We start from the raw sequence: 17,373 nt of genomic DNA, 5'->3' as shown, positions 1-17,373 counted from the left end.
AACGGCTCCTAAAGCCAGCGTTCGGAAATAACGATCGTATCGCCGGGCATGATGGGGAAGTCGAGTTCGACATTACCGCGCACCATTTCATCGCCCTGTCTGCGATAGATGGTGGCGCTGTTGCGGTCCGCCGTCTCGGTATGGCCGCCTGCCGTGCTGATGGCGGCACGGACAGTCATGCCATAGACATAGGGGAACTGGCCCGAGTTTCTGATCGCGCCTTGAATGAAAAATGGACGGTATTCGGCGACTTCGAGAGCAACATTGGGATTGCGCATGAACCCCGACGCAAGGGCGCTGGTAACGCGACGTGTCGCAGTTTCCGTCGTAAGCCCGCGAACCGCGACGGCACCAACGAGCGGCATTGAAATCGCACCTTTGTCGTCGACCCGGTAATTGGACGTCAGTTCGGGGTCGCCATAAACGGTAACGCGGACGATATCGCCGCTGTCGAGGAGATAGGGTCCAGTGGGTTCGACAAGATACGTCGCCGGACGGCCCGTATGGGCACAGGCTGCGAGAAACACAAGCAGGAAAACAATTGGAACGCGCAGCCAGGTCATTTCTTCATCCGGGTATTCATTATCGAACTGATCTCACGCCGTGGTTAAGATTCTCCTTATTTTGGTATTTTCGCGCGTTCGGCTTAACGGAATTATTACCATGCGCGGGGCATAAGCGGACAAAGACTATGGGGACTTCTATGACCACTTCTGCGCCCGTTCCTGAGGTTGCCGACGCCAGTATCGATGCTGGAGTCGTGCTCATGGCCGTGCTCAGGCGCATTTTTCGCATTGGATTGGTGACGCTGCTCTTATGCGTTGCGACCTATGTTTTGCTGATGTTTGTGCCGCGCGTCTATGAGTCCACCGCCAGTATTCTCGTTGAGCCCCGGTCCAACATATTCACGCGCGCAACAAGTGACCTGACGACAGGATACATCGTTGACGATGCTCAGGTTTCCAGTCAGATCGAACTGATCAAGTCGCGCGGGACACTGCTGGACGCCATCGAAGCGACCGGGTTAAGGGATGTTTCCGAATTTGCGCCGAGCGGAGGACTTCTGTCGCTTATCGGGTTGGGACGTTCGCCGCAGGAAACCGACACCCAGATTATCTCCGCTGTGAACGATCGCCTTGTTGTTGCCAGAGAACGCGATTCGCGGCTGGTCACAATTGCATTCCGCTCTACCGATCCGGAACGCGCTGCTGAAGTGGCAAATGCAATTGCCGCGGCTCATCTGGCCCGCAGGGCAGGGCAGCAACTCTCCGATACTGCCGAGGCCACGGTCTGGCTCGAACGGGAAATCGACCGACTTCGCGGACGCGTGGTCGAGGCAGAAGGCCGGGTTGCCGAATTTCGTGTCGCCAATGATCTTTTTGTCGGGCAGAACAACACAAGTCTGGTCGATCAGCAGCTTTCAAACATTGCAACGCAGATCACATCGGCTGCCGAAAGGCGCAGCGCGGCACAATCACGTGCGCAGCTTATCCGGTCACTTCTGGACGCCGGGCAGTCCGTTGCCGGTGTTCAGGACGTTCAGGATTCGCCAGTCGTTCAGCAACTGAGTCAGGAAATGGCGCGGTTACAGGGCGAGCGAGCGCAGCGGTCTGCGACCTTGCTGTCCAACCATCCCACGATCCGCGCGCTGGATGCTCAGATTGGAGAGGTCAATCAGCAGATTGCCTCGGAGGGGCGCAGGGTTGCCGAGGCGCTTGAGGCGCAGTCCAGAATTGAAAGTGAACTGGAACGTTCGCTGCAAGAAGAACTCGACCGTCTGAAGGTCGCGGCGGGTTCGGCGACGCGTGAGGGCGTTTCCCTTGCGGAACTGGAGCGCGAAGCTGCCGCTCAACGCGATCTGCTCAATGCCTATCTACTGCGTTACAGCGAGGCGGCAGCGCGTACCGAGCAGAATTCGGCACTTCCCGATGTGCGTATCGTCAGCGAAGCTGCGCCGTCGGCGTCACCCGTGTCGCCGAAAACCACATTGATATTGGTGGCAATGCTTCTGGCGTCGCTAACGTTGCAGGTTGGCGCGATCATCTTTTCAGAACTGCTGTCGGGCAGGGCAATTGTTGAAAAGCGCCGCACGCGCGCCGAGGCGCCTAATAATGATAACCATCAGGCGCTTTCGATACATGGAAATGCACCCAAGGCGCAGTCCGAAACGATTTCCCCGATGTCATTGCGGATTACGCAGGCCGATACGACAAAGCTGGACGCATCGATCGATCGTCTGATCGACACGCTCCTGGCCAAGAATACGCGACGCCTGGTTGTGGCGTCCGTGGACGAATGGCGCGACAGTTCGGATTTTGCCGAGCGCCTGTCGGCAAGGCTCGTTGCGGCAGGCCAAAGCGTTGCCGAAATTGACGCTGCAAGCCATCAGAACGGAATCGAACTGGGTTTGACGGACCTGACGGCGGGCGATGCTGATTTTGGGGATATTGTTCATCGTGGCAATCAGGAACGCTTTGCATTTGTGCCATGGGGGCAGAATGCTGGCCTTGCGCCGCAAACCGACAAGCTGAAAACGCTGGTTGAGGCGCTATCGGATATTTACGAAGTGGTCATCGTGGTGACGGGTAAGGTTGGCATGCGGTCGACTTTGCCGCTATTTGCCGGATTGGAAGCCGGCTGCGTTCTGCTCGCGTCAAGTACGGCAGATGCGCAAAGGGCATCGGGAGACATTGAGGCTCTGGGATTTGCGCCTCTATCCATCGTGGCCACCTCCGAGTTGCGTTCCGAGGTCGCCTGACAAGGGGAAATCGGGTGTCGCGCTATCTGGCTTTTAAAGCAGCGTTTGAAATTCTGTCGGCCTCAAGGCTGTGTCCCATAATAAGGCGTCAATCGGCAGCGAAGGGGTTGATCTTCACGCTGCACCGCGTCTTGCCAGACATCCCGGCGGACTTCGCCCCGAACGCGATACTACAGGTCACGCCCGATTTTCTGGAACAGGCCATCATAAAGGCGCGGGCCGACGGGTTCGATATCGTCGATCTCGATGAAGCGGTCACACGGACCAAAAATCCTGACTCGACCCGGCCATTTGTGGTTCTCACATTCGATGATGCCTATCGCGACAATCTCGAGTTCGCGCTGCCTGTTCTCAGGCGTCACGGTGCCCCGTTCACGCTATATGTGCCCACAGGACTGGTGGATGCCAAAGGGGAGATCTGGTGGCAGGCCCTTGAAGATATTATCGCGGGAAATGAGCGGGTCCGGATACAGGATGGTTCGGTTGGTCAATACGCCGAGGCGGAAACTCTGGCGCAGAAGCATCAGCTCTTTTCCAAGCTCTATGCGCATTACAGAACCATTCCCGAAACCGAGCGTGTCGCTGCAATCCGTGCGCTGGCGGACGCCCACGATTTCGACCTCGCGGCGCATTGCCGTTCGCTGATCATGGATTGGGACGAGCTTTCGGCATTTGTAAGTGAACCGCTATGCACAATTGGAGCGCATACGGTGCATCACTACGAATTGGCAAAATTGCCGGTCGACGAGGCGCGAACGGAAATGGCGATGTCGGCAGATATCATCGCCCGAAAATTCGGCAGGCGTCCAAAGCATTTTTCATTCCCAATTGGCGCGCCCGTTTCGGCCGGGAGTAGGGAGTTTGAACTTGCCAAGGAACTGGGCTTTGTAACGGCCGTCACGACGCGCCCCGGCGCGATCTATCAGGAACACGGCGGCCACCTTACCGCGCTTCCGCGCGTCTCTCTCAACGGCAACTTTCAAAAACGCCGCTATCTCGATGTTTTTCTGACAGGCGCCGTCTTTTCGGCGCTCAACGGATACCGGAAGGTCAACGCCGCTTGAGACGACCTGCTACTTGGAATCGGGCTTTGCCATCCAGCGGATCACGATCATGGCCGGGAATATCCAGGCAAGGCCAAACAAAACGAAAAAGATAAGATGGGCCCAGTTGGGAGCATCGACCAGCCACAGCTCATAAAGCCACATACCGATAACGGCCCAGACGATAATCGAAACAATGCTGACGACCGTGCCGATTGCTTTACGTTGTCGCTGAGTCAATTGTTGCTCCTGCCTGCGGCGATTGGGAAACTTGCCTTTAAGAGTACCTCCCATTAGCACTTTGGGCAGTGTTGACAATATCGGTATCCAACGTGTCCGCAGTTTCCGCTCCCAATTCGCTTGATTACGATCGTCTGCGACCGGTTCGCATCTGGCTATATGTCCTTGCCTTAGGTGTGCTGCTGATGGTGCTCGTGGGCGGCGCCACGCGCCTTACCGAATCCGGCCTTTCGATCACAAGCTGGAAGCCTGTCTCAGGAATCATCCCGCCGCTGACTGATGCGGACTGGGCGGCCGAATTCGAGGCCTATCGGCAGATTCCGCAGTATCAGCAGGAGTTCGCCGGCTGGATGGGCGTTGAGGAATTCAAGCTGATCTTCTGGTGGGAGTGGCTGCATCGGTTCTTGGGCCGGATGCTCGGCTTTGTCTTTGCCATACCCTTTGCAATCTTTCTGGTTCAGAAGCGGATTCCGAAATCCTTGCTATTGCCTTTGGCCGGGCTGTTCGTTCTCGGCGGCTTTCAGGGCGTGCTCGGATGGTGGATGGTTTCGTCGGGACTGTCGGAACTGACGTCGGTATCTCAGTATCGGCTTGCGGTCCACTTGGCGGCTGCCTGTATCCTGTTGATGGCGCTAGTGTGGGTCGCGCGCAGCCTGGAGCGACCGATTGCAGCGGCCCGACACGCGAGCAAGGGATGGGGCCTCGCAATCTGGGGGCTCGTCGGTCTGTTGTTCGTCCAGATTGTGGCCGGTGCATTTGTCGCTGGGCTGGATGCGGGCAGTTCCCACAATACCTGGCCGCTGATGGAAGGCGCCTTGGTGCCTGATGGCCTGTTTGGCCTCGAACCCCTCTGGCGCAACCTTTTTGAGGACGTTATGACCGTGCAGTTCAATCACCGGATCATCGCGTACCTGCTTACAGCCTATATCGCAGTGCTTTGGTGGTGGGGCAGGGCGCATCCCGGATACCAGGGTGTTCATGGGTGGATGCCGCGCATAGCCATCATCACGCTCTTGCAGGTCGCCCTGGGCATCGCAACGCTGCTTACTGTCGTCAATATTCCCTTGGCGTTGGGGCATCAGGCACTTGCATTCATGCTCATTGCCATGGTGATCGCATATCTTGCTGATATGAAACGCGTTTCTGAGTGGTAATATAATACCGAAAATTTAAGATATTGTTTTTACAGCATAAATTCTTTCCGCTTGACGTGTTGTTTGGAGCGATATACACAGCGCCCCGAACAGGTTGCTTTATTGCAAGCAATCCTCTGGGAAAGCCGCCGGTTTCGGCGGCTTGATCCATTTCAGGATGTATCAGGGAAACTGACCATGAAAACTTACTCCGCCAAGGCCGGCGAGATCGAGAAAAAGTGGATCCTGATCGACGCGGAAGGTCTCGTCGTCGGTCGGCTCGCTGCATTTGTCGCCACTCGTCTGCGCGGCAAGCATCTGCCCACTTTCACGCCTAACCAGGACATGGGCGACAATGTTATCGTGATTAATGCCGACAAGGTGAAGTTCACCGGCAAGAAGCTCGATGACAAGCGCTTTTACTGGCACACCGGCTATCCCGGCGGCATCAAGGATCGCACCATGCGCGAACTGCTCGAAGGGCGTTTCCCTGAGCGCGTCGTGGAAAATGCCGTGCGCCGCATGCTGCCCGGCGGCCCGCTCAGCCGTGCCCAGCTCAAGAACCTGCGCGTTTATGCCGGTTCCGAGCATCCCCATGAAGCCCAGCAGCCCGAAACAATCGATGTTGGTGCACTTAACACCAAGAATGTGAGGGTGAAGTAATATGTCCGAGACCATCAATTCCCTCGAAGACCTCGGTACGGCAACCCAGACAGCAGCCTCCGACGCACCTGTCCGCGAGCAGAAGTTGGACCAGTACGGTCGCGCTTACGCAACCGGCAAGCGCAAGGACGCCGTTGCTCGTGTTTGGGTAAAGCCCGGTTCCGGCAAGATCACCGTGAACGGTAAGGAATTTACCGCTTACTTTGCCCGTCCAGTTCTCCAGATGATTCTGCGGCAGCCGATCGTCGCTGCAGAACGTGTCGATCAGTACGACGTGGTTGCAACGGTTGCTGGCGGCGGTCTTTCCGGCCAGGCGGGTGCTGTTCGTCATGGCATTTCCCAGGCACTGACACTTTATGAGCCGGAACTGCGCGGCGTCCTCAAGAAGGGCGGTTTCCTGACCCGCGACAGCCGTGTCGTTGAACGTAAGAAGTACGGTAAGGCCAAGGCTCGCCGTTCCTTCCAGTTCTCCAAGCGCTAAGCATTTTCTGCAAGTGTTTCAAAAGGCCCGCCTCGCGCGGGCCTTTTTCTTTTGCCACACTCTGGTCAAATATGATTGGACGCCTATATAGGCAGCCGGGGCTAGGTGCGGGACCAACTCGCTCGGAATAAATGCCTTCATACAACCGGAGGGCGGATTCATCATGAATCAGCAATTTACCGCTGCCGCAACGGCGGTGTCGATTTCCCATCTCGACAAAACCTACGACACAGGATTTCAGGCCCTCAAGAACGTAAGTCTGGAAATTCGCAAGGGCGAAATTTTCGCTCTGCTCGGCCCGAACGGGGCGGGCAAGACCACTCTGATCGGCACAATCTGTGGACTGGTTAGACCCACCGCGGGCAAGATATTGGTGGGCGGGCACGACGTCGTAACCGAGTTCCGCAAGACCCGGTCGATGATCGGTTTGGTGCCGCAGGAATTGACCACGGATCGGTTTGAAACGGTTTGGGATACGGTTGCCTTTACGCGCGGACTCTTCGGCAAGGGGCGCAATGATGCCGTTCTCGAAAAAATCCTGCGCGACCTCTCGCTCTGGGACAAGCGCAATGACAAGCTCATCACCTTGTCAGGTGGTATGAAGCGGCGCGTGCTCATCGCAAAAGCGCTCTCCCATGAGCCCGAAATTCTGTTCCTCGATGAACCGACTGCTGGCGTCGATGTCGAATTGCGTCGCGACATGTGGAATGTGGTGCGTGATCTGCGCGAAAACGGCGTCACGATAATTCTGACAACCCATTATATCGAAGAAGCCGAGGAAATGGCCGATCGTATCGGGGTCATTTCAAGCGGTGAGATCATTCTGGTCGAAGACAAGATGGCCTTGATGCAAAAGCTCGGCAAAAAGGACCTCGCGATCCAGTTGCAGGAGCCCATCGAAGCGGTTCCTGCTGCACTCGCGGCTTTGGGGCTCGAATTGCAAAACGAGGGCACCGAACTCGTGCATAGTTACGACAGCCATGCCGACCGGACCGGCATTGCAACACTTATTGGAACTTTGAACGAGCACGGCATCCGCATCAAGGATCTGAGTACGCGGCAGAGCTCGCTGGAAGACATTTTTATTGGATTGCTGAGGGACCGGTCATGAATTTTCACGCAATCAAGGCCATTTACGTGTTTGAGATGGCGCGCTGGTGGCGCACCATCATGCAGTCGATCATCTCGCCGGTCGTTTCGACTTCGCTTTATTTCGTAGTGTTTGGCGCTGCGATCGGGTCGCGCATCGAGTCGGTGGAAGGCGTCAGCTACGCATCCTTCATCGTGCCTGGTCTGATCATGCTGTCACTGCTGCAGCAATCGCTTTCCAATGCCTCATTCGGCATCTACTTTCCCAAATTCGCGGGGACGATTTATGAAATACTGTCCGCCCCGATTTCCCATGTTGAAACGATTATTGCCTTTGTCGGCGCCGCAGCAACGAAATCCATCGTGCTTGCGCTGATCATTCTCGCAACGGCAAATCTCTTTGTGGACGTGCAAATCCAGCATCCTGTCTGGATGGTGATTTTCCTGACGCTCACGGCCATAACCTTTTCGCTGCTTGGTTTCATTATCGGCATTTGGGCAGATGGCTTTGAAAAGTTGCAGCTTTTCCCGCTGCTGATCGTGACGCCGCTCGCCTTTCTTGGCGGCACATTCTACTCGATCACGATGTTGCCGCCGATCTGGCAGACGATTTCGCTTTTCAACCCAGTGGTCTATCTGGTGAGCGGGTTCCGTTGGAGCTTTTACGGCACGGCTGACGTCGATATTGCCATCAGCCTTGCGATGACGCTCGTCTTCCTGTTTGCCGCTCTTGGCATCATCGCCTGGATATTCAAGACGGGTTATCGCTTGCGGACCTGAAACCGTCCCAATACCTCATCAGGTTTCCAGAATAGGTGCCACCCACCTGTTCTGGAAACGCCCCAATCAGGCACGCTGACGATGGCGCCCGGTCTGATAATTGGCCATGACACGCTCAATAACCTTGATCGCGTTGGCGGTTCCATCTTCGGCGCGCAGCTTTTCGCCCAGAATTTGTGCGTTGCGCGCATAGCCTGCATTGGTGTCGAGCGCACGGAGCGCCTCGGCGAGCAATTCCGGGGTTAGCTTACGCAGGCGCACCGGCTTGGGCCCGCAACCCAGTTCGTAAATCCGCCGTCCCCAGAAGGGCTGATCGACCGCCTGCGGCACTATAAATGTGGGCAAGCCAAGATGGAGGCCCGCAGCGGTCGTGCCAGCGCCACCATGATGCACCACGCCTTTTACATGCTTGAACAACTGGTCGTGCGGGGCTTTCTGGATGGCAAATATGCTTGGCGGAAGGTCATCTGGGTTAATGCCGCCCCAGCCGCGCGCAACCACCGCCCGGCCACCCCAAAGGCGCATTGCTTCCTTGAGTATTTCGGTATTGCGCTCGGCCCCGAAGGGCATCGAGCCGAACCCTATATAGATGGGGGCATCGCCTTGGGCGAGAAATGCCTTGAATGCAGCGTCCGGTTGCCAGCCGGTATTGTCCGGCAGCATCCAGTAGCCGGAAACGATCGCGTTTTTCGGCCAGTCTCTGGGACGGGGCGAAACGTGAGCGGAATAGGCGTATAGCGTGGTCAGGTTCGTGCCGTCAGTATCCTTGAAGAAGCCACCCTTCTTGCGCGGCTCAAGGCCCATCAATTCCCGGCGTAACTTGTTGCGTGGCAGATTGTAGTAAATCTGCTGCACCGTCATTGCCGTATAGGTCACGCGGTTGAATGCGCGCCCGAATGAAGGGCCATAATACGCACACAACGGAAATTCGCTGGTCGAATTGAGCGGCTGCAAGGCCGACATAATCGAGGGGATGTCCAGTGCTTCGGCTATATCTATGCCGAAGCTGGTATTCATGTTCACGATTATGGCATCGGCGCCCTGGGCCATATCCCATGACAGCCGGGCGGCCGTGTCGACGAGTTGCTGGCCCTGCCGCAATAGCGAGGGCATGTTGACCAGCATGTTCTCACTCATCGCCTTTTCGAATCGCGTCTGCGTGAGAAATTCCTGGATTCGGCTACCCAGACTGGCAAATTCCAGATCATGGCTCGTCACCATGTCCTCAAAGTCGTCCGGCGCACCGACAACGACCGAATAGCCGCGGGCCTTGAGTGCTCTGGCAAGGGCCACATAAGGCTGAACGTCTCCCTGCGTGCCGATTGTGGCTATCGCAATGCGTTTGCTCATCAAAACCTCGCGCCGCAGCTCAAGCTAAAGCGACAAAACCGTTTAGCCATTCGATGCGACCCCATTTACTTTATAAACACGTACAATTATGACGGCACCTCGCAGACATTTCATATGCTTAAACGCCACGAAAGGGCAAGAGAGACATGACCACGCCCATTAAAGCCGCATTGCTTGGCGCTTCCGGTTACACCGGAGCTGACTTGCTGCGACTTGGCGTGCGTCATCCGGGCATCGAATTCGTCTATCTGACCGCCAATACCCATGCCGGGAAACCCATGTCGTCGGTTTTCCCTCACCTTGGCGGCGTCGGTCTGCCTGATCTCATCACCAACGAGGATGTCGATTTTTCCAAAGTTGATGTCGTTTTTTGCGGGTTGCCACACGGCACCAGCCAGACCTTGATTGCGGAAATTGTCGGCAAAAACGATCATCTTCGTGTGATCGATATGGGTGCCGACTTCCGCTTCCGCAATCCCGATCACTACCAATTGGCCTATGGCGCCAGGCACGTTGCGCCCGAACTGCAGGCGAAAGCGGCCTATGGCCTGACCGAACACAATCGGGACGCCATTCGCGATGCCAAGGTTATTGCGTGTCCGGGCTGCTATCCGACGGCAACCTTGCTTGCGCTGCTTCCGCTCGTGCGGTCTGGTGCGATGTCGACCGATGACGTGATCATCGACGCCAAATCCGGCGTGTCGGGGGCAGGGCGCGGGCTCAAGCAGAATACGCTTATGGCCGAAGCTGGAGAAAGCGTATCGCCCTATGCAGTGGGCACGCATCGGCATGCGCCGGAAATCGAACAGGAAATATCGCTTGTAAGCGGTGCCCCGGTCGCTGTGAACTTTACGCCGCACCTCATTCCCATGAGCCGCGGCGAGTTGATCACCGCTCATGTCAAACTCGGCAACGCCCAAAATGCCGATGAGGTGCGCGCGGTCTTGGCACAAGCCTATGCCGACGAACCGTTCATTCGGATCGCGGATAAGGGCGTCATCCCCTCGACGGCGCATGTGCGCGGTTCAAATTATTGTGTGCTCAATGTTTTTGAGGACCGCATCCCTGGCCGTGTCATCGTCATTGGGGTGATCGACAATCTCGTGAAGGGCAGCGCGGGACAGGCAATACAGAATTTCAATCTGGCGTTCGGGTTTGACGAAGCGGCGGCGCTTGAGGCTCTGCCACTGTTCCCCTAGAGCGCTGCGGGAACAGAGGGCAGGGCCGGTAAAGAACACGGCCCGCCCAGTCGGCTTTTCGCTTTCGGCGGCCCGTTCATAGTTTGAACATCATGTTATTGAGATAATTCTCTCCGGCTCATGGCGTCCAGTTTACGCCAAAGCCGCGAGCTAACAGGGGCACAGGCCAAGCCCCATCGAGGACAATATGAGCGAAGAGTTCCATCGCATCCGCCGTTTGCCACCCTATGTGTTCGAGCACATCAACCCGATCAAGGCGAAAGCGCGCGCTGACGGGGTGGATATTATCGATCTGGGCATGGGCAACCCCGATCTTCCAACCCCGCCGCACATTGTCGAAAAGCTCAAGGAGACAGTCAAGGACCCGCGAACCCATCGCTATTCGACGTCACGTGGCATTCCCGGACTTCGCAAGGCCCAGGCCTCCTATTACGGGCGGCGCTTTGGCGTTAAGCTCGATCCCAACACGCAAGTCGTTGCCACGCTGGGATCCAAGGAAGGCTTTGCCAATATGGCACAGGCGATCACCGCGCCCGGTGATGTGGTCCTTGTTCCAAATCCCACTTATCCAATCCATTCCTTCGGGTTCATCATGTCGGGCGGCGTGGTCCGTTCGATGCCGGCCGACCCCAATGAGGATTTCCTGCGCTCGCTCGATCGCGCTGTCCGGCACTCGATCCCGAAACCGATTGCACTGATCCTCAATTATCCGGCCAACCCCACGGCTTATGTCGCCACGCTCGATTTCTACAAGGAAGTGGTGGACTATTGCCGCGAACACGACATTTTTATCCTTTCGGACCTGGCTTACTCTGAAATCTACTTTGATGACGAGCCGCCGCACTCAATTCTTGAGGTTCCCGGCGCTATCGACGTTGCTGTTGAGTTCACCTCAATGTCCAAGACCTTCTCCATGCCCGGCTGGCGCATGGGCTTTGCGGTTGGCAATGAACGCCTGATTGCGGCGCTTGCGAGGGTGAAGTCCTATCTCGATTATGGCGCCTTCACGCCTATTCAGGTTGCTGCCGCTGCCGCGCTTAACGGCGACGATAGCTGCGTTGAACAGGTTCGCCAGATTTATAAGCATCGTCGTGACGTGATGGTTGAAAGCTTTGGACGCGCAGGCTGGCACATTCCAACCCCGGCAGCCACGATGTTTGCATGGGCGCCGATCCCCGATCAGTTCGCTGATCTGGGCTCTCTGGAATTTGCCAAACTGCTGATCAAGGAAACCGGCGTGGCTGTCGCCCCCGGCGTGGGCTTTGGTGAATATGGCGATCAATATGTCCGGTTGGCTTTCGTTGAAAATGAACAACGCATCCGACAGGCCGCGCGCGCGATCAAGCGCTTCATGGGTGGCGAGGCTGGAAGCAAGGGCAATGTCGTATCTTTAGGCAAAGCCTGACTTGTTCCAACCTGCAGGGTAGGCCCACCGATTGGGTGGGTCTGCCAACATCTCGTCTACGCAAATTTTGAAATTGCGTCTTGACCTGTAGGTGAATTCCTATTCATGTGCGCACATCCTAATCAGGTGCGTTTTCATGAGTGATATAGAAACTTTTCGCCAAGCCATAGAGTCGTTTATTTCTTCGCGTGGTTGGACCCCAACCCGTTTTGGCCGCGAAATTGCGGGCGACCCCCTTTTCGTTTTCGATTTGCGCGAGGGCAGGGAACCACGCACCGAAACCCGTCAGCGCATCGCCAAGGCAATGCAGACTCACGAGATTTCGATGGATGCGCTGGGGCGGCCCCTGCGCATAGGTATTGCCGGGCTGGGCACGGTCGGCGCTGCACTCATCAATATCCTCAACAATGACGGCGACGCCATCGCTCGCAAGCTAGGTCGCAGAATCGTCGTTTCGGCCGTCAGCGCGCGTTCGCGCCATCGGGAGCGCGGCGTCAGTATCGATGAATTCGCCTGGTTCGACGATCCGGTCGCACTTGCAAAATCGCCCGATGTGGACCTGTTTGTTGAGCTTGTCGGTGGTGAGGACGGGCCGGCATTGGCTTCAGTTTCAGCGGCGCTGGAACGGGGGTGCCCTGTTATCACTGCAAACAAGGCTTTGCTGGCGCGTCACGGTGTTGCGCTGGCCGCCATGGCCGAGAAAAATGGTGCCCAGTTGGGGTTTGAGGCCGCGGTCGCCGGTGGAATTCCGGTCATTAAAACTCTGCGTGAGGGCCTTGGGTCTTCTTCGATCACACGCGTTTATGGAATCATGAACGGCACCTGCAACTACATTCTTACCCGGATGGGTGCTGAAAGCATTTCATTTGAGGAATGCCTCAAGGACGCGCAGGAACTGGGTTACGCGGAATCCGATCCAACCTTCGATATCGAGGGCTTCGATACCGCGCACAAGCTCGCCATCCTCACAAGTCTCTGCTTTGGAACCGAAATCGCGGCCGATCAGGTGTTTGTCGAAGGTATTGCGCGCATAACGCAAGCAGACATCAAGGTCGCAGCCGATCTGGGATACAAAATCAAACTGCTCGGAATGGCACAAAAGCGAGCCGATGGCATCGAGCAGCGCGTGCATCCAACACTTGTGCGCAAGACCAGTTCGATCGCCGGGGTCGATGGCGTTCTCAATGCTGTGGCACTCGAAACAAATCATGTGCAGGAATTGCTTCTGGCCGGTCCCGGTGCTGGCGGCGAGGCCACCGCAGCGTCCGTTCTGAGCGATATACTGGACATTGCACGGGGAACGCATGTGCCACCCCTGGGCGTGCCGACCGACGATCTGGTGCCATGCACAAGGGCTCCCATGCGTGTGCATGAAGGTGGGTACTATATCAGGTTGAACGCCCGCGATGTGCCCGGCGCCCTGGCTGCCATTGCAACGCGCATGGGAGAAGGTTCCATTTCTCTGGAAAGCGTCATCCAGCGTCCCGATTTGCGTGCTAGTGAGCCTGGCGTGGAGCAGGAGACCTCGCGAACGGTCGTTCTGATCACCCATGAAACGATAGAAAGCGCGGTGCGTGAAGCGCTCAATCGCATCGCCAGTGACGGTTTTATCGTGGGGCAGCCGCAATTGATTCGTATTGAGGAGTTCTAAGGCTCATGGCTGACGCGCAACAGGTAGGCACTGCTTCGGTCGTCAATCGCAATCTGACGCTGGAGATTGTGCGCATTACCGAGCGCGCCGCGATTGCGGCGGCGCAATTGCGCGGCAAGGGAGACGAGATGCTGGCCGACACGGCCGCGGTCGCCGCCATGCAAGAGGCACTAAACCTTATCGACATAAATGGACGGGTTGTCATTGGCGAACCTTCCGATGCGGAGCGTCTTGGGCTCGGACATGCTGTCGGCACGGGGCAGGGCAGTCCGATAGACGTTGCCGTCGATCCGCTTGAAGGCGTTACCGGATGCGCCAAAAACCTGGCGGACTCGCTGTCGGTACTGGCATTTGCAGAGCGCGGTGGGCTTATGCAGGTTCCCCAATGCTATATGGAAAAGATCGCTATCGGACCCGGTTATCCACCGGGCATTGTCGATCTCGACAAAAATGCCACGGAAAATATTGAGGCTCTGGCGCAGGCCAAGGGGGTGGCCGTTACCGATATCGTTACCTGTGTGCTCGACCGGCCGCGCCATGCGCCTTTGATCGCCGAACTGCGCGCGCTTGGCGTTGCCATCAAGCTACTGCCTGACGGCGATATTGCCGCCGTTATTCATGCGGCCAATAGCGACGATACCGGGATTGATATTTACCTCGGCTCGGGCGGTGCGCAGGAAGGTGTGCTGGCAGCGGCGGCCATGCGCTGCATCGGCGGTCAGATGCAGGGACGATTGATCCTGGATACCCCGGACAAGCGGTCGGCGGCAGAAGACCTTGGGCTGAAGGATCAGAAAAAAAAATATTCCGTCGAAGACATGGCTCGCGGCGATGTGCTGTTCGCAGCGACTGGCGTGACCGACGGTAGCCTGCTCGGCGGCGTTCGATTGATGCAGAAAAAGACGGTTACATCCAGCGTTGTCATGCGATCCTGGTCCAAGACGATCCGCTGGTTCAAATCCGAATACTTCAAGTAAGACACGCCGCATATAGGTGCTTGCTTATATGCGGCGCGCCCAATGAATTTATTTAGATGTCGAGCGCCTGACGCACCCGCAATTCGGCTTCATCGCCTGCTGCTATGACTTCGGCTTCTGTGCGCCCCAATCCCCGAGCGGCCTGTTCGGCGGCAACACGCGCATTGGCCACAACCTCGAGCTTTTGCTCGTCGGTCATGTTGTCGTCGCGGAATTCCTCGGCGCTTTCCACGATAGCGTCGATCTGAGCCGAAAGACTGTCACCGGCGGCCTGCATTTGTTGCGTCATGGCATCCATCATATTGGAGCCCGCATCCATCAGGGATTCGCCAGCTTGCTGAGATTGCTGCTGGATATCCTGAAAGGTCTCCTGCGCTTCCTCTTGAACGGCATCGATCTGACGCTGAAGGTCTGCCGGAGCCTGTGTTTCAACTTCAACGCTTGCTGGGGTTTCATCCGGAGTGGTTTCGGCGGCAGGGGGTGTTCCTGCGTCAGGGTCGACAACACCGGGCGCCTGGGTTTGGTTGTCGCAGGCCGCCAGAGCGAGCACGGAAACTGCTGCAAATGGAAGAAAAAGCCTTTTTATCTTGATCATCTCACGTCCTGAAAATGTCTCATAGCCGAACAGGCCGATGCCAAGCTCTGCCTTGCCAATCAACGAAGGCAGGATACCAAAGGTTCCAAGGGCGTCTAAAAAAATCCACCAGCGATTTGAATCTTTTAAGCATTTCCGCCAGCTCAAAAGGCGATATAACCGGGCATATGAAGCCAGATGTCGAACCCTTTCTGAATGTTTCCAAATCCGTTACGGGGCGAACATGGATCGATCGCCTGGATCCGGTGGCCTCGCGCATGTCAGGTGCAATAGCTCAACAGACCGGCCTATCCGAAATTCTGGCGCGGATCGTTGCCGCAAGGGGCGTTCCGGTTGAAGAAGCGGAACGCTTTGTTGCGCCAGCGATCCGCGACCTGATGCCCGACCCCTCGAGTCTGATGGATATGGACGGGTTGGCCGAGAGGCTGGCAGACGCAGCCAGACGAGGGGAAACCATCGGCTTTTTCGGCGATTACGACGTTGATGGCGCTTGTTCCGTTGCCTTGATGTCGCGCTATTTCAGCCAGCTTGGTATCAGGGTCATTACCCACATTCCCGACCGCATTTTTGAGGGATACGGTCCCAATATCGAAGCGATGGATCGTTTGATCGCACAGGGTGCAACGCTGATCGTTACGCTCGATTGCGGCACGACCAGCCATGAGCCCATTGTCCATGCGCGCGCGCGCGGCGCCGACGTTCTGGTGATCGACCATCACCTTGCTGGTGACACTCTTCCGCCCGCCGGCGCTATCGTCAACCCCAATCGCAAGGACGATATTTCCCAGATGGGATATCTATGCGCGGCCGGGGTGAGCTTTATGGTGCTTGTTGCGGTGAACCGGCTCCTTCGCGGCGAACGCGCCGTTCCCGATCTTATGGCGCTACTTGATATTGTCGCTATGGCAACAGTCTGCGATGTCGTGCCGCTTGTCGGGCTTAACCGGGCGTTTGTGGTCCGGGGGCTCGAAGTGCTGCGTCAGGGCGGCAATGCCGGGCTACGGGCCCTGGCGATTGCAGCGCGTGCTGGTGGTCCTATCGGAACCTACCATCTGGGATATTTGCTTGGGCCGCGCATCAATGCCGGTGGCCGGATTGGCGATGCGGGCCTGGGAGCGAAATTGCTTGCTACGGAAGATGAGCATGAAGCCCTAAGCATCGCCGCAAAACTCGACGAACTCAACGCGGAACGCCAGCGGATCGAGGCCGAGGCGGTCGAGCAGGCCTGTGCGACGGCGGAAATGGAGATCGGCGAGGGCGAGGGACCTCCGGTTCTTGTTGCGGCGTCGCCTGAATGGCATCCCGGCATTGTGGGGCTGGTGGCGGCGCGACTGCGCGAGCGGTTTGAACGCCCGTCATTTGCAGTGGCCCTGCGCCCGGATGGTAGTGGCACCGGTTCGGGGCGCTCGATGCCCGGCGTCGATCTCGGAGCCGCCGTAATTGCCGCTGTCCGCGACAATATTATCGTTAAGGGCGGCGGCCACGCGATGGCTGCGGGGGTAACAATCGGCGCAGGCCAGATTGGCGCCTTCCGCAACTATCTCAGCGATGCCCTGGAAGCGTCAGTTCGAGAGGCGCGCAAGTCACGCGCGGTCAAGATCGACGCTGCGCTTACTGCGCGGGCAGCCTCTGCTGACTTCGTTCACGATGTCGAGCGTGCCGGCCCGTTTGGCGCAGGCAATCCAACACCGATATTCGCTTTCCCAGCCCATCAGGTACGTTTTGCCGACGTAGTGGGGGCTGGCGGTCATGTGCGGCTTACCCTGGCATCCGGCGACGGCGCAAACATTAAGGCCATCGCATTCCGGGCCGCAGGAACGCCGTTGGGCGACGCATTGCTCAAAGCGCGTGACACAGGACGACTGCATGTCTGTGGCGCGCTCAACATCAACCATTGGCAGGGCCGGGAAACCGCTCAATTGCGCATCATCGATGCAGCCATCCCGTAGAACAAATCCGCTTTTCATAGAATCGCAGATTTGATCTAAGTCTTTGATTTGTCGCGCGTC

At 57.2% G+C, this 17,373-nt stretch carries 16 protein-coding genes; 12 read left to right on the top strand and 4 right to left on the bottom strand.

The features are described from left to right. Positions 1-8: 8 nt before the first annotated feature. Positions 9-563: a polysaccharide biosynthesis/export family protein gene (locus tag EO133_RS03200; RefSeq protein WP_127071213.1), complete on the bottom strand. Its 555-nt coding sequence runs from the start codon at positions 561-563 to the stop codon at positions 9-11. 140 nt (positions 564-703) lie between these two features. On the opposite strand from EO133_RS03200, the gene EO133_RS03195 reads away from it, so the two are divergent. Both EO133_RS03195 and EO133_RS03190 read left to right on the top strand, forming a co-directional pair. Further along, on the top strand, positions 704-2,758 hold the full coding sequence (locus EO133_RS03195; RefSeq protein WP_164734858.1) for a GumC family protein: 2,055 nt from the start codon (positions 704-706) through the stop codon (positions 2,756-2,758). 107 nt (positions 2,759-2,865) lie between these two features. Beyond that, positions 2,866-3,822: a polysaccharide deacetylase family protein gene (locus tag EO133_RS03190; protein ID WP_164734857.1), complete on the top strand. Its 957-nt coding sequence runs from the start codon at positions 2,866-2,868 to the stop codon at positions 3,820-3,822. Between the two features lie 9 nt (positions 3,823-3,831). Here the strand turns inward: EO133_RS03190 and EO133_RS03185 are convergent, their stop codons facing one another. Continuing rightward, positions 3,832-4,041, bottom strand: coding sequence for a DUF2842 domain-containing protein (locus tag EO133_RS03185; protein WP_244640765.1), 210 nt, complete (start codon positions 4,039-4,041; stop codon positions 3,832-3,834). Between the two features lie 92 nt (positions 4,042-4,133). Here EO133_RS03185 and EO133_RS03180 point away from each other — a divergent pair, with 92 nt between their 5' ends. The 5 genes from EO133_RS03180 to EO133_RS03160 all read left to right on the top strand — a co-directional run bounded on the left by EO133_RS03180 (position 4,134) and on the right by EO133_RS03160 (position 8,187). Beyond that, positions 4,134-5,195 carry a COX15/CtaA family protein gene (locus EO133_RS03180; protein ID WP_244640766.1) on the top strand — a complete coding sequence of 354 codons (1,062 nt, stop codon included), beginning with the start codon at positions 4,134-4,136 and terminating at the stop codon, positions 5,193-5,195. 177 nt (positions 5,196-5,372) lie between these two features. Next, positions 5,373-5,837 (top strand): 50S ribosomal protein L13, encoded by a 465-nt coding sequence (gene rplM, locus EO133_RS03175; protein WP_127071209.1) that lies wholly within the window; start codon positions 5,373-5,375, stop codon positions 5,835-5,837. 1 nt (position 5,838) lies between these two features. Continuing rightward, positions 5,839-6,318 carry a 30S ribosomal protein S9 gene (gene rpsI / locus EO133_RS03170; RefSeq protein ID WP_127071208.1) on the top strand — a complete coding sequence of 160 codons (480 nt, stop codon included), beginning with the start codon at positions 5,839-5,841 and terminating at the stop codon, positions 6,316-6,318. Between the two features lie 163 nt (positions 6,319-6,481). Beyond that, entirely contained in the window at positions 6,482-7,429 is a 948-nt protein-coding gene (locus EO133_RS03165; protein ID WP_127071207.1) for an ABC transporter ATP-binding protein, read from the top strand. Then, positions 7,426-8,187, top strand: a complete 762-nt coding sequence (locus EO133_RS03160; RefSeq protein ID WP_127071206.1) for an ABC transporter permease — start codon at positions 7,426-7,428, stop codon at positions 8,185-8,187. Before EO133_RS03165 ends, EO133_RS03160 begins: the two co-directional genes overlap by 4 nt. Before the next feature lie 66 nt (positions 8,188-8,253). On the opposite strand, the gene EO133_RS03155 is transcribed toward EO133_RS03160, so the two are convergent. Next, positions 8,254-9,537 (bottom strand): glycosyltransferase, encoded by a 1,284-nt coding sequence (locus EO133_RS03155; protein WP_127071205.1) that lies wholly within the window; start codon positions 9,535-9,537, stop codon positions 8,254-8,256. Positions 9,538-9,683: 146 nt separating this feature from the next. On the opposite strand from EO133_RS03155, the gene argC reads away from it, so the two are divergent. From argC to glpX, 4 genes are all read left to right on the top strand, one after another. Beyond that, positions 9,684-10,736, top strand: coding sequence for an N-acetyl-gamma-glutamyl-phosphate reductase (gene argC / locus EO133_RS03150; RefSeq protein WP_127071204.1), 1,053 nt, complete (start codon positions 9,684-9,686; stop codon positions 10,734-10,736). Between the two features lie 187 nt (positions 10,737-10,923). Further along, positions 10,924-12,141 (top strand): LL-diaminopimelate aminotransferase, encoded by a 1,218-nt coding sequence (locus tag EO133_RS03145; protein ID WP_127071203.1) that lies wholly within the window; start codon positions 10,924-10,926, stop codon positions 12,139-12,141. Positions 12,142-12,475: 334 nt separating this feature from the next. Continuing rightward, on the top strand, positions 12,476-13,792 hold the full coding sequence (locus EO133_RS03140; protein WP_127071253.1) for a homoserine dehydrogenase: 1,317 nt from the start codon (positions 12,476-12,478) through the stop codon (positions 13,790-13,792). A gap of 5 nt (positions 13,793-13,797) precedes the next feature. Further along, entirely contained in the window at positions 13,798-14,769 is a 972-nt protein-coding gene (gene glpX / locus EO133_RS03135) for a class II fructose-bisphosphatase (RefSeq protein WP_127071202.1), read from the top strand. Between the two features lie 52 nt (positions 14,770-14,821). Here glpX and EO133_RS03130 read toward each other — a convergent pair whose 3' ends face one another. Continuing rightward, positions 14,822-15,364 (bottom strand): hypothetical protein, encoded by a 543-nt coding sequence (locus EO133_RS03130; RefSeq protein WP_127071201.1) that lies wholly within the window; start codon positions 15,362-15,364, stop codon positions 14,822-14,824. 167 nt (positions 15,365-15,531) lie between these two features. Between EO133_RS03130 and recJ the strand changes: the two genes are divergently transcribed. Further along, complete coding sequence (gene recJ, locus EO133_RS03125) at positions 15,532-17,313, top strand: single-stranded-DNA-specific exonuclease RecJ (RefSeq protein ID WP_127071200.1); 1,782 nt, start codon at positions 15,532-15,534, stop codon at positions 17,311-17,313. Positions 17,314-17,373 lie beyond the last annotated feature (60 nt).

The organism is Pelagibacterium lentulum, assembly GCF_003992625.1.
GTDB classification, from domain to species: domain Bacteria; phylum Pseudomonadota; class Alphaproteobacteria; order Rhizobiales; family Devosiaceae; genus Pelagibacterium; species Pelagibacterium lentulum.
The sequence above is the reverse complement of the archived record's forward strand: the minus strand, read 5'-3'. Positions and strand labels throughout refer to the sequence as shown.

What these genes read in the sequence shown, in the direction of transcription:
- EO133_RS03200 (WP_127071213.1), bottom strand. Translation starts at nt 563, where the DNA reads ATGACCTGGCTGCGCGTTCCAATTGTTTTCCTGCTTGTGTTTCTCGCA.
- EO133_RS03195 (WP_164734858.1), top strand. Translation starts at nt 704, where the DNA reads ATGACCACTTCTGCGCCCGTTCCTGAGGTTGCCGACGCCAGTATCGAT.
- rplM (WP_127071209.1), top strand. Translation starts at nt 5,373, where the DNA reads ATGAAAACTTACTCCGCCAAGGCCGGCGAGATCGAGAAAAAGTGGATC.
- rpsI (WP_127071208.1), top strand. Translation starts at nt 5,839, where the DNA reads ATGTCCGAGACCATCAATTCCCTCGAAGACCTCGGTACGGCAACCCAG.
- EO133_RS03165 (WP_127071207.1), top strand. Translation starts at nt 6,482, where the DNA reads ATGAATCAGCAATTTACCGCTGCCGCAACGGCGGTGTCGATTTCCCAT.
- EO133_RS03160 (WP_127071206.1), top strand. Translation starts at nt 7,426, where the DNA reads ATGAATTTTCACGCAATCAAGGCCATTTACGTGTTTGAGATGGCGCGC.
- EO133_RS03155 (WP_127071205.1), bottom strand. Translation starts at nt 9,537, where the DNA reads ATGAGCAAACGCATTGCGATAGCCACAATCGGCACGCAGGGAGACGTT.
- argC (WP_127071204.1), top strand. Translation starts at nt 9,684, where the DNA reads ATGACCACGCCCATTAAAGCCGCATTGCTTGGCGCTTCCGGTTACACC.
- EO133_RS03145 (WP_127071203.1), top strand. Translation starts at nt 10,924, where the DNA reads ATGAGCGAAGAGTTCCATCGCATCCGCCGTTTGCCACCCTATGTGTTC.
- glpX (WP_127071202.1), top strand. Translation starts at nt 13,798, where the DNA reads ATGGCTGACGCGCAACAGGTAGGCACTGCTTCGGTCGTCAATCGCAAT.
- EO133_RS03130 (WP_127071201.1), bottom strand. Translation starts at nt 15,364, where the DNA reads ATGATCAAGATAAAAAGGCTTTTTCTTCCATTTGCAGCAGTTTCCGTG.
- recJ (WP_127071200.1), top strand. Translation starts at nt 15,532, where the DNA reads ATGAAGCCAGATGTCGAACCCTTTCTGAATGTTTCCAAATCCGTTACG.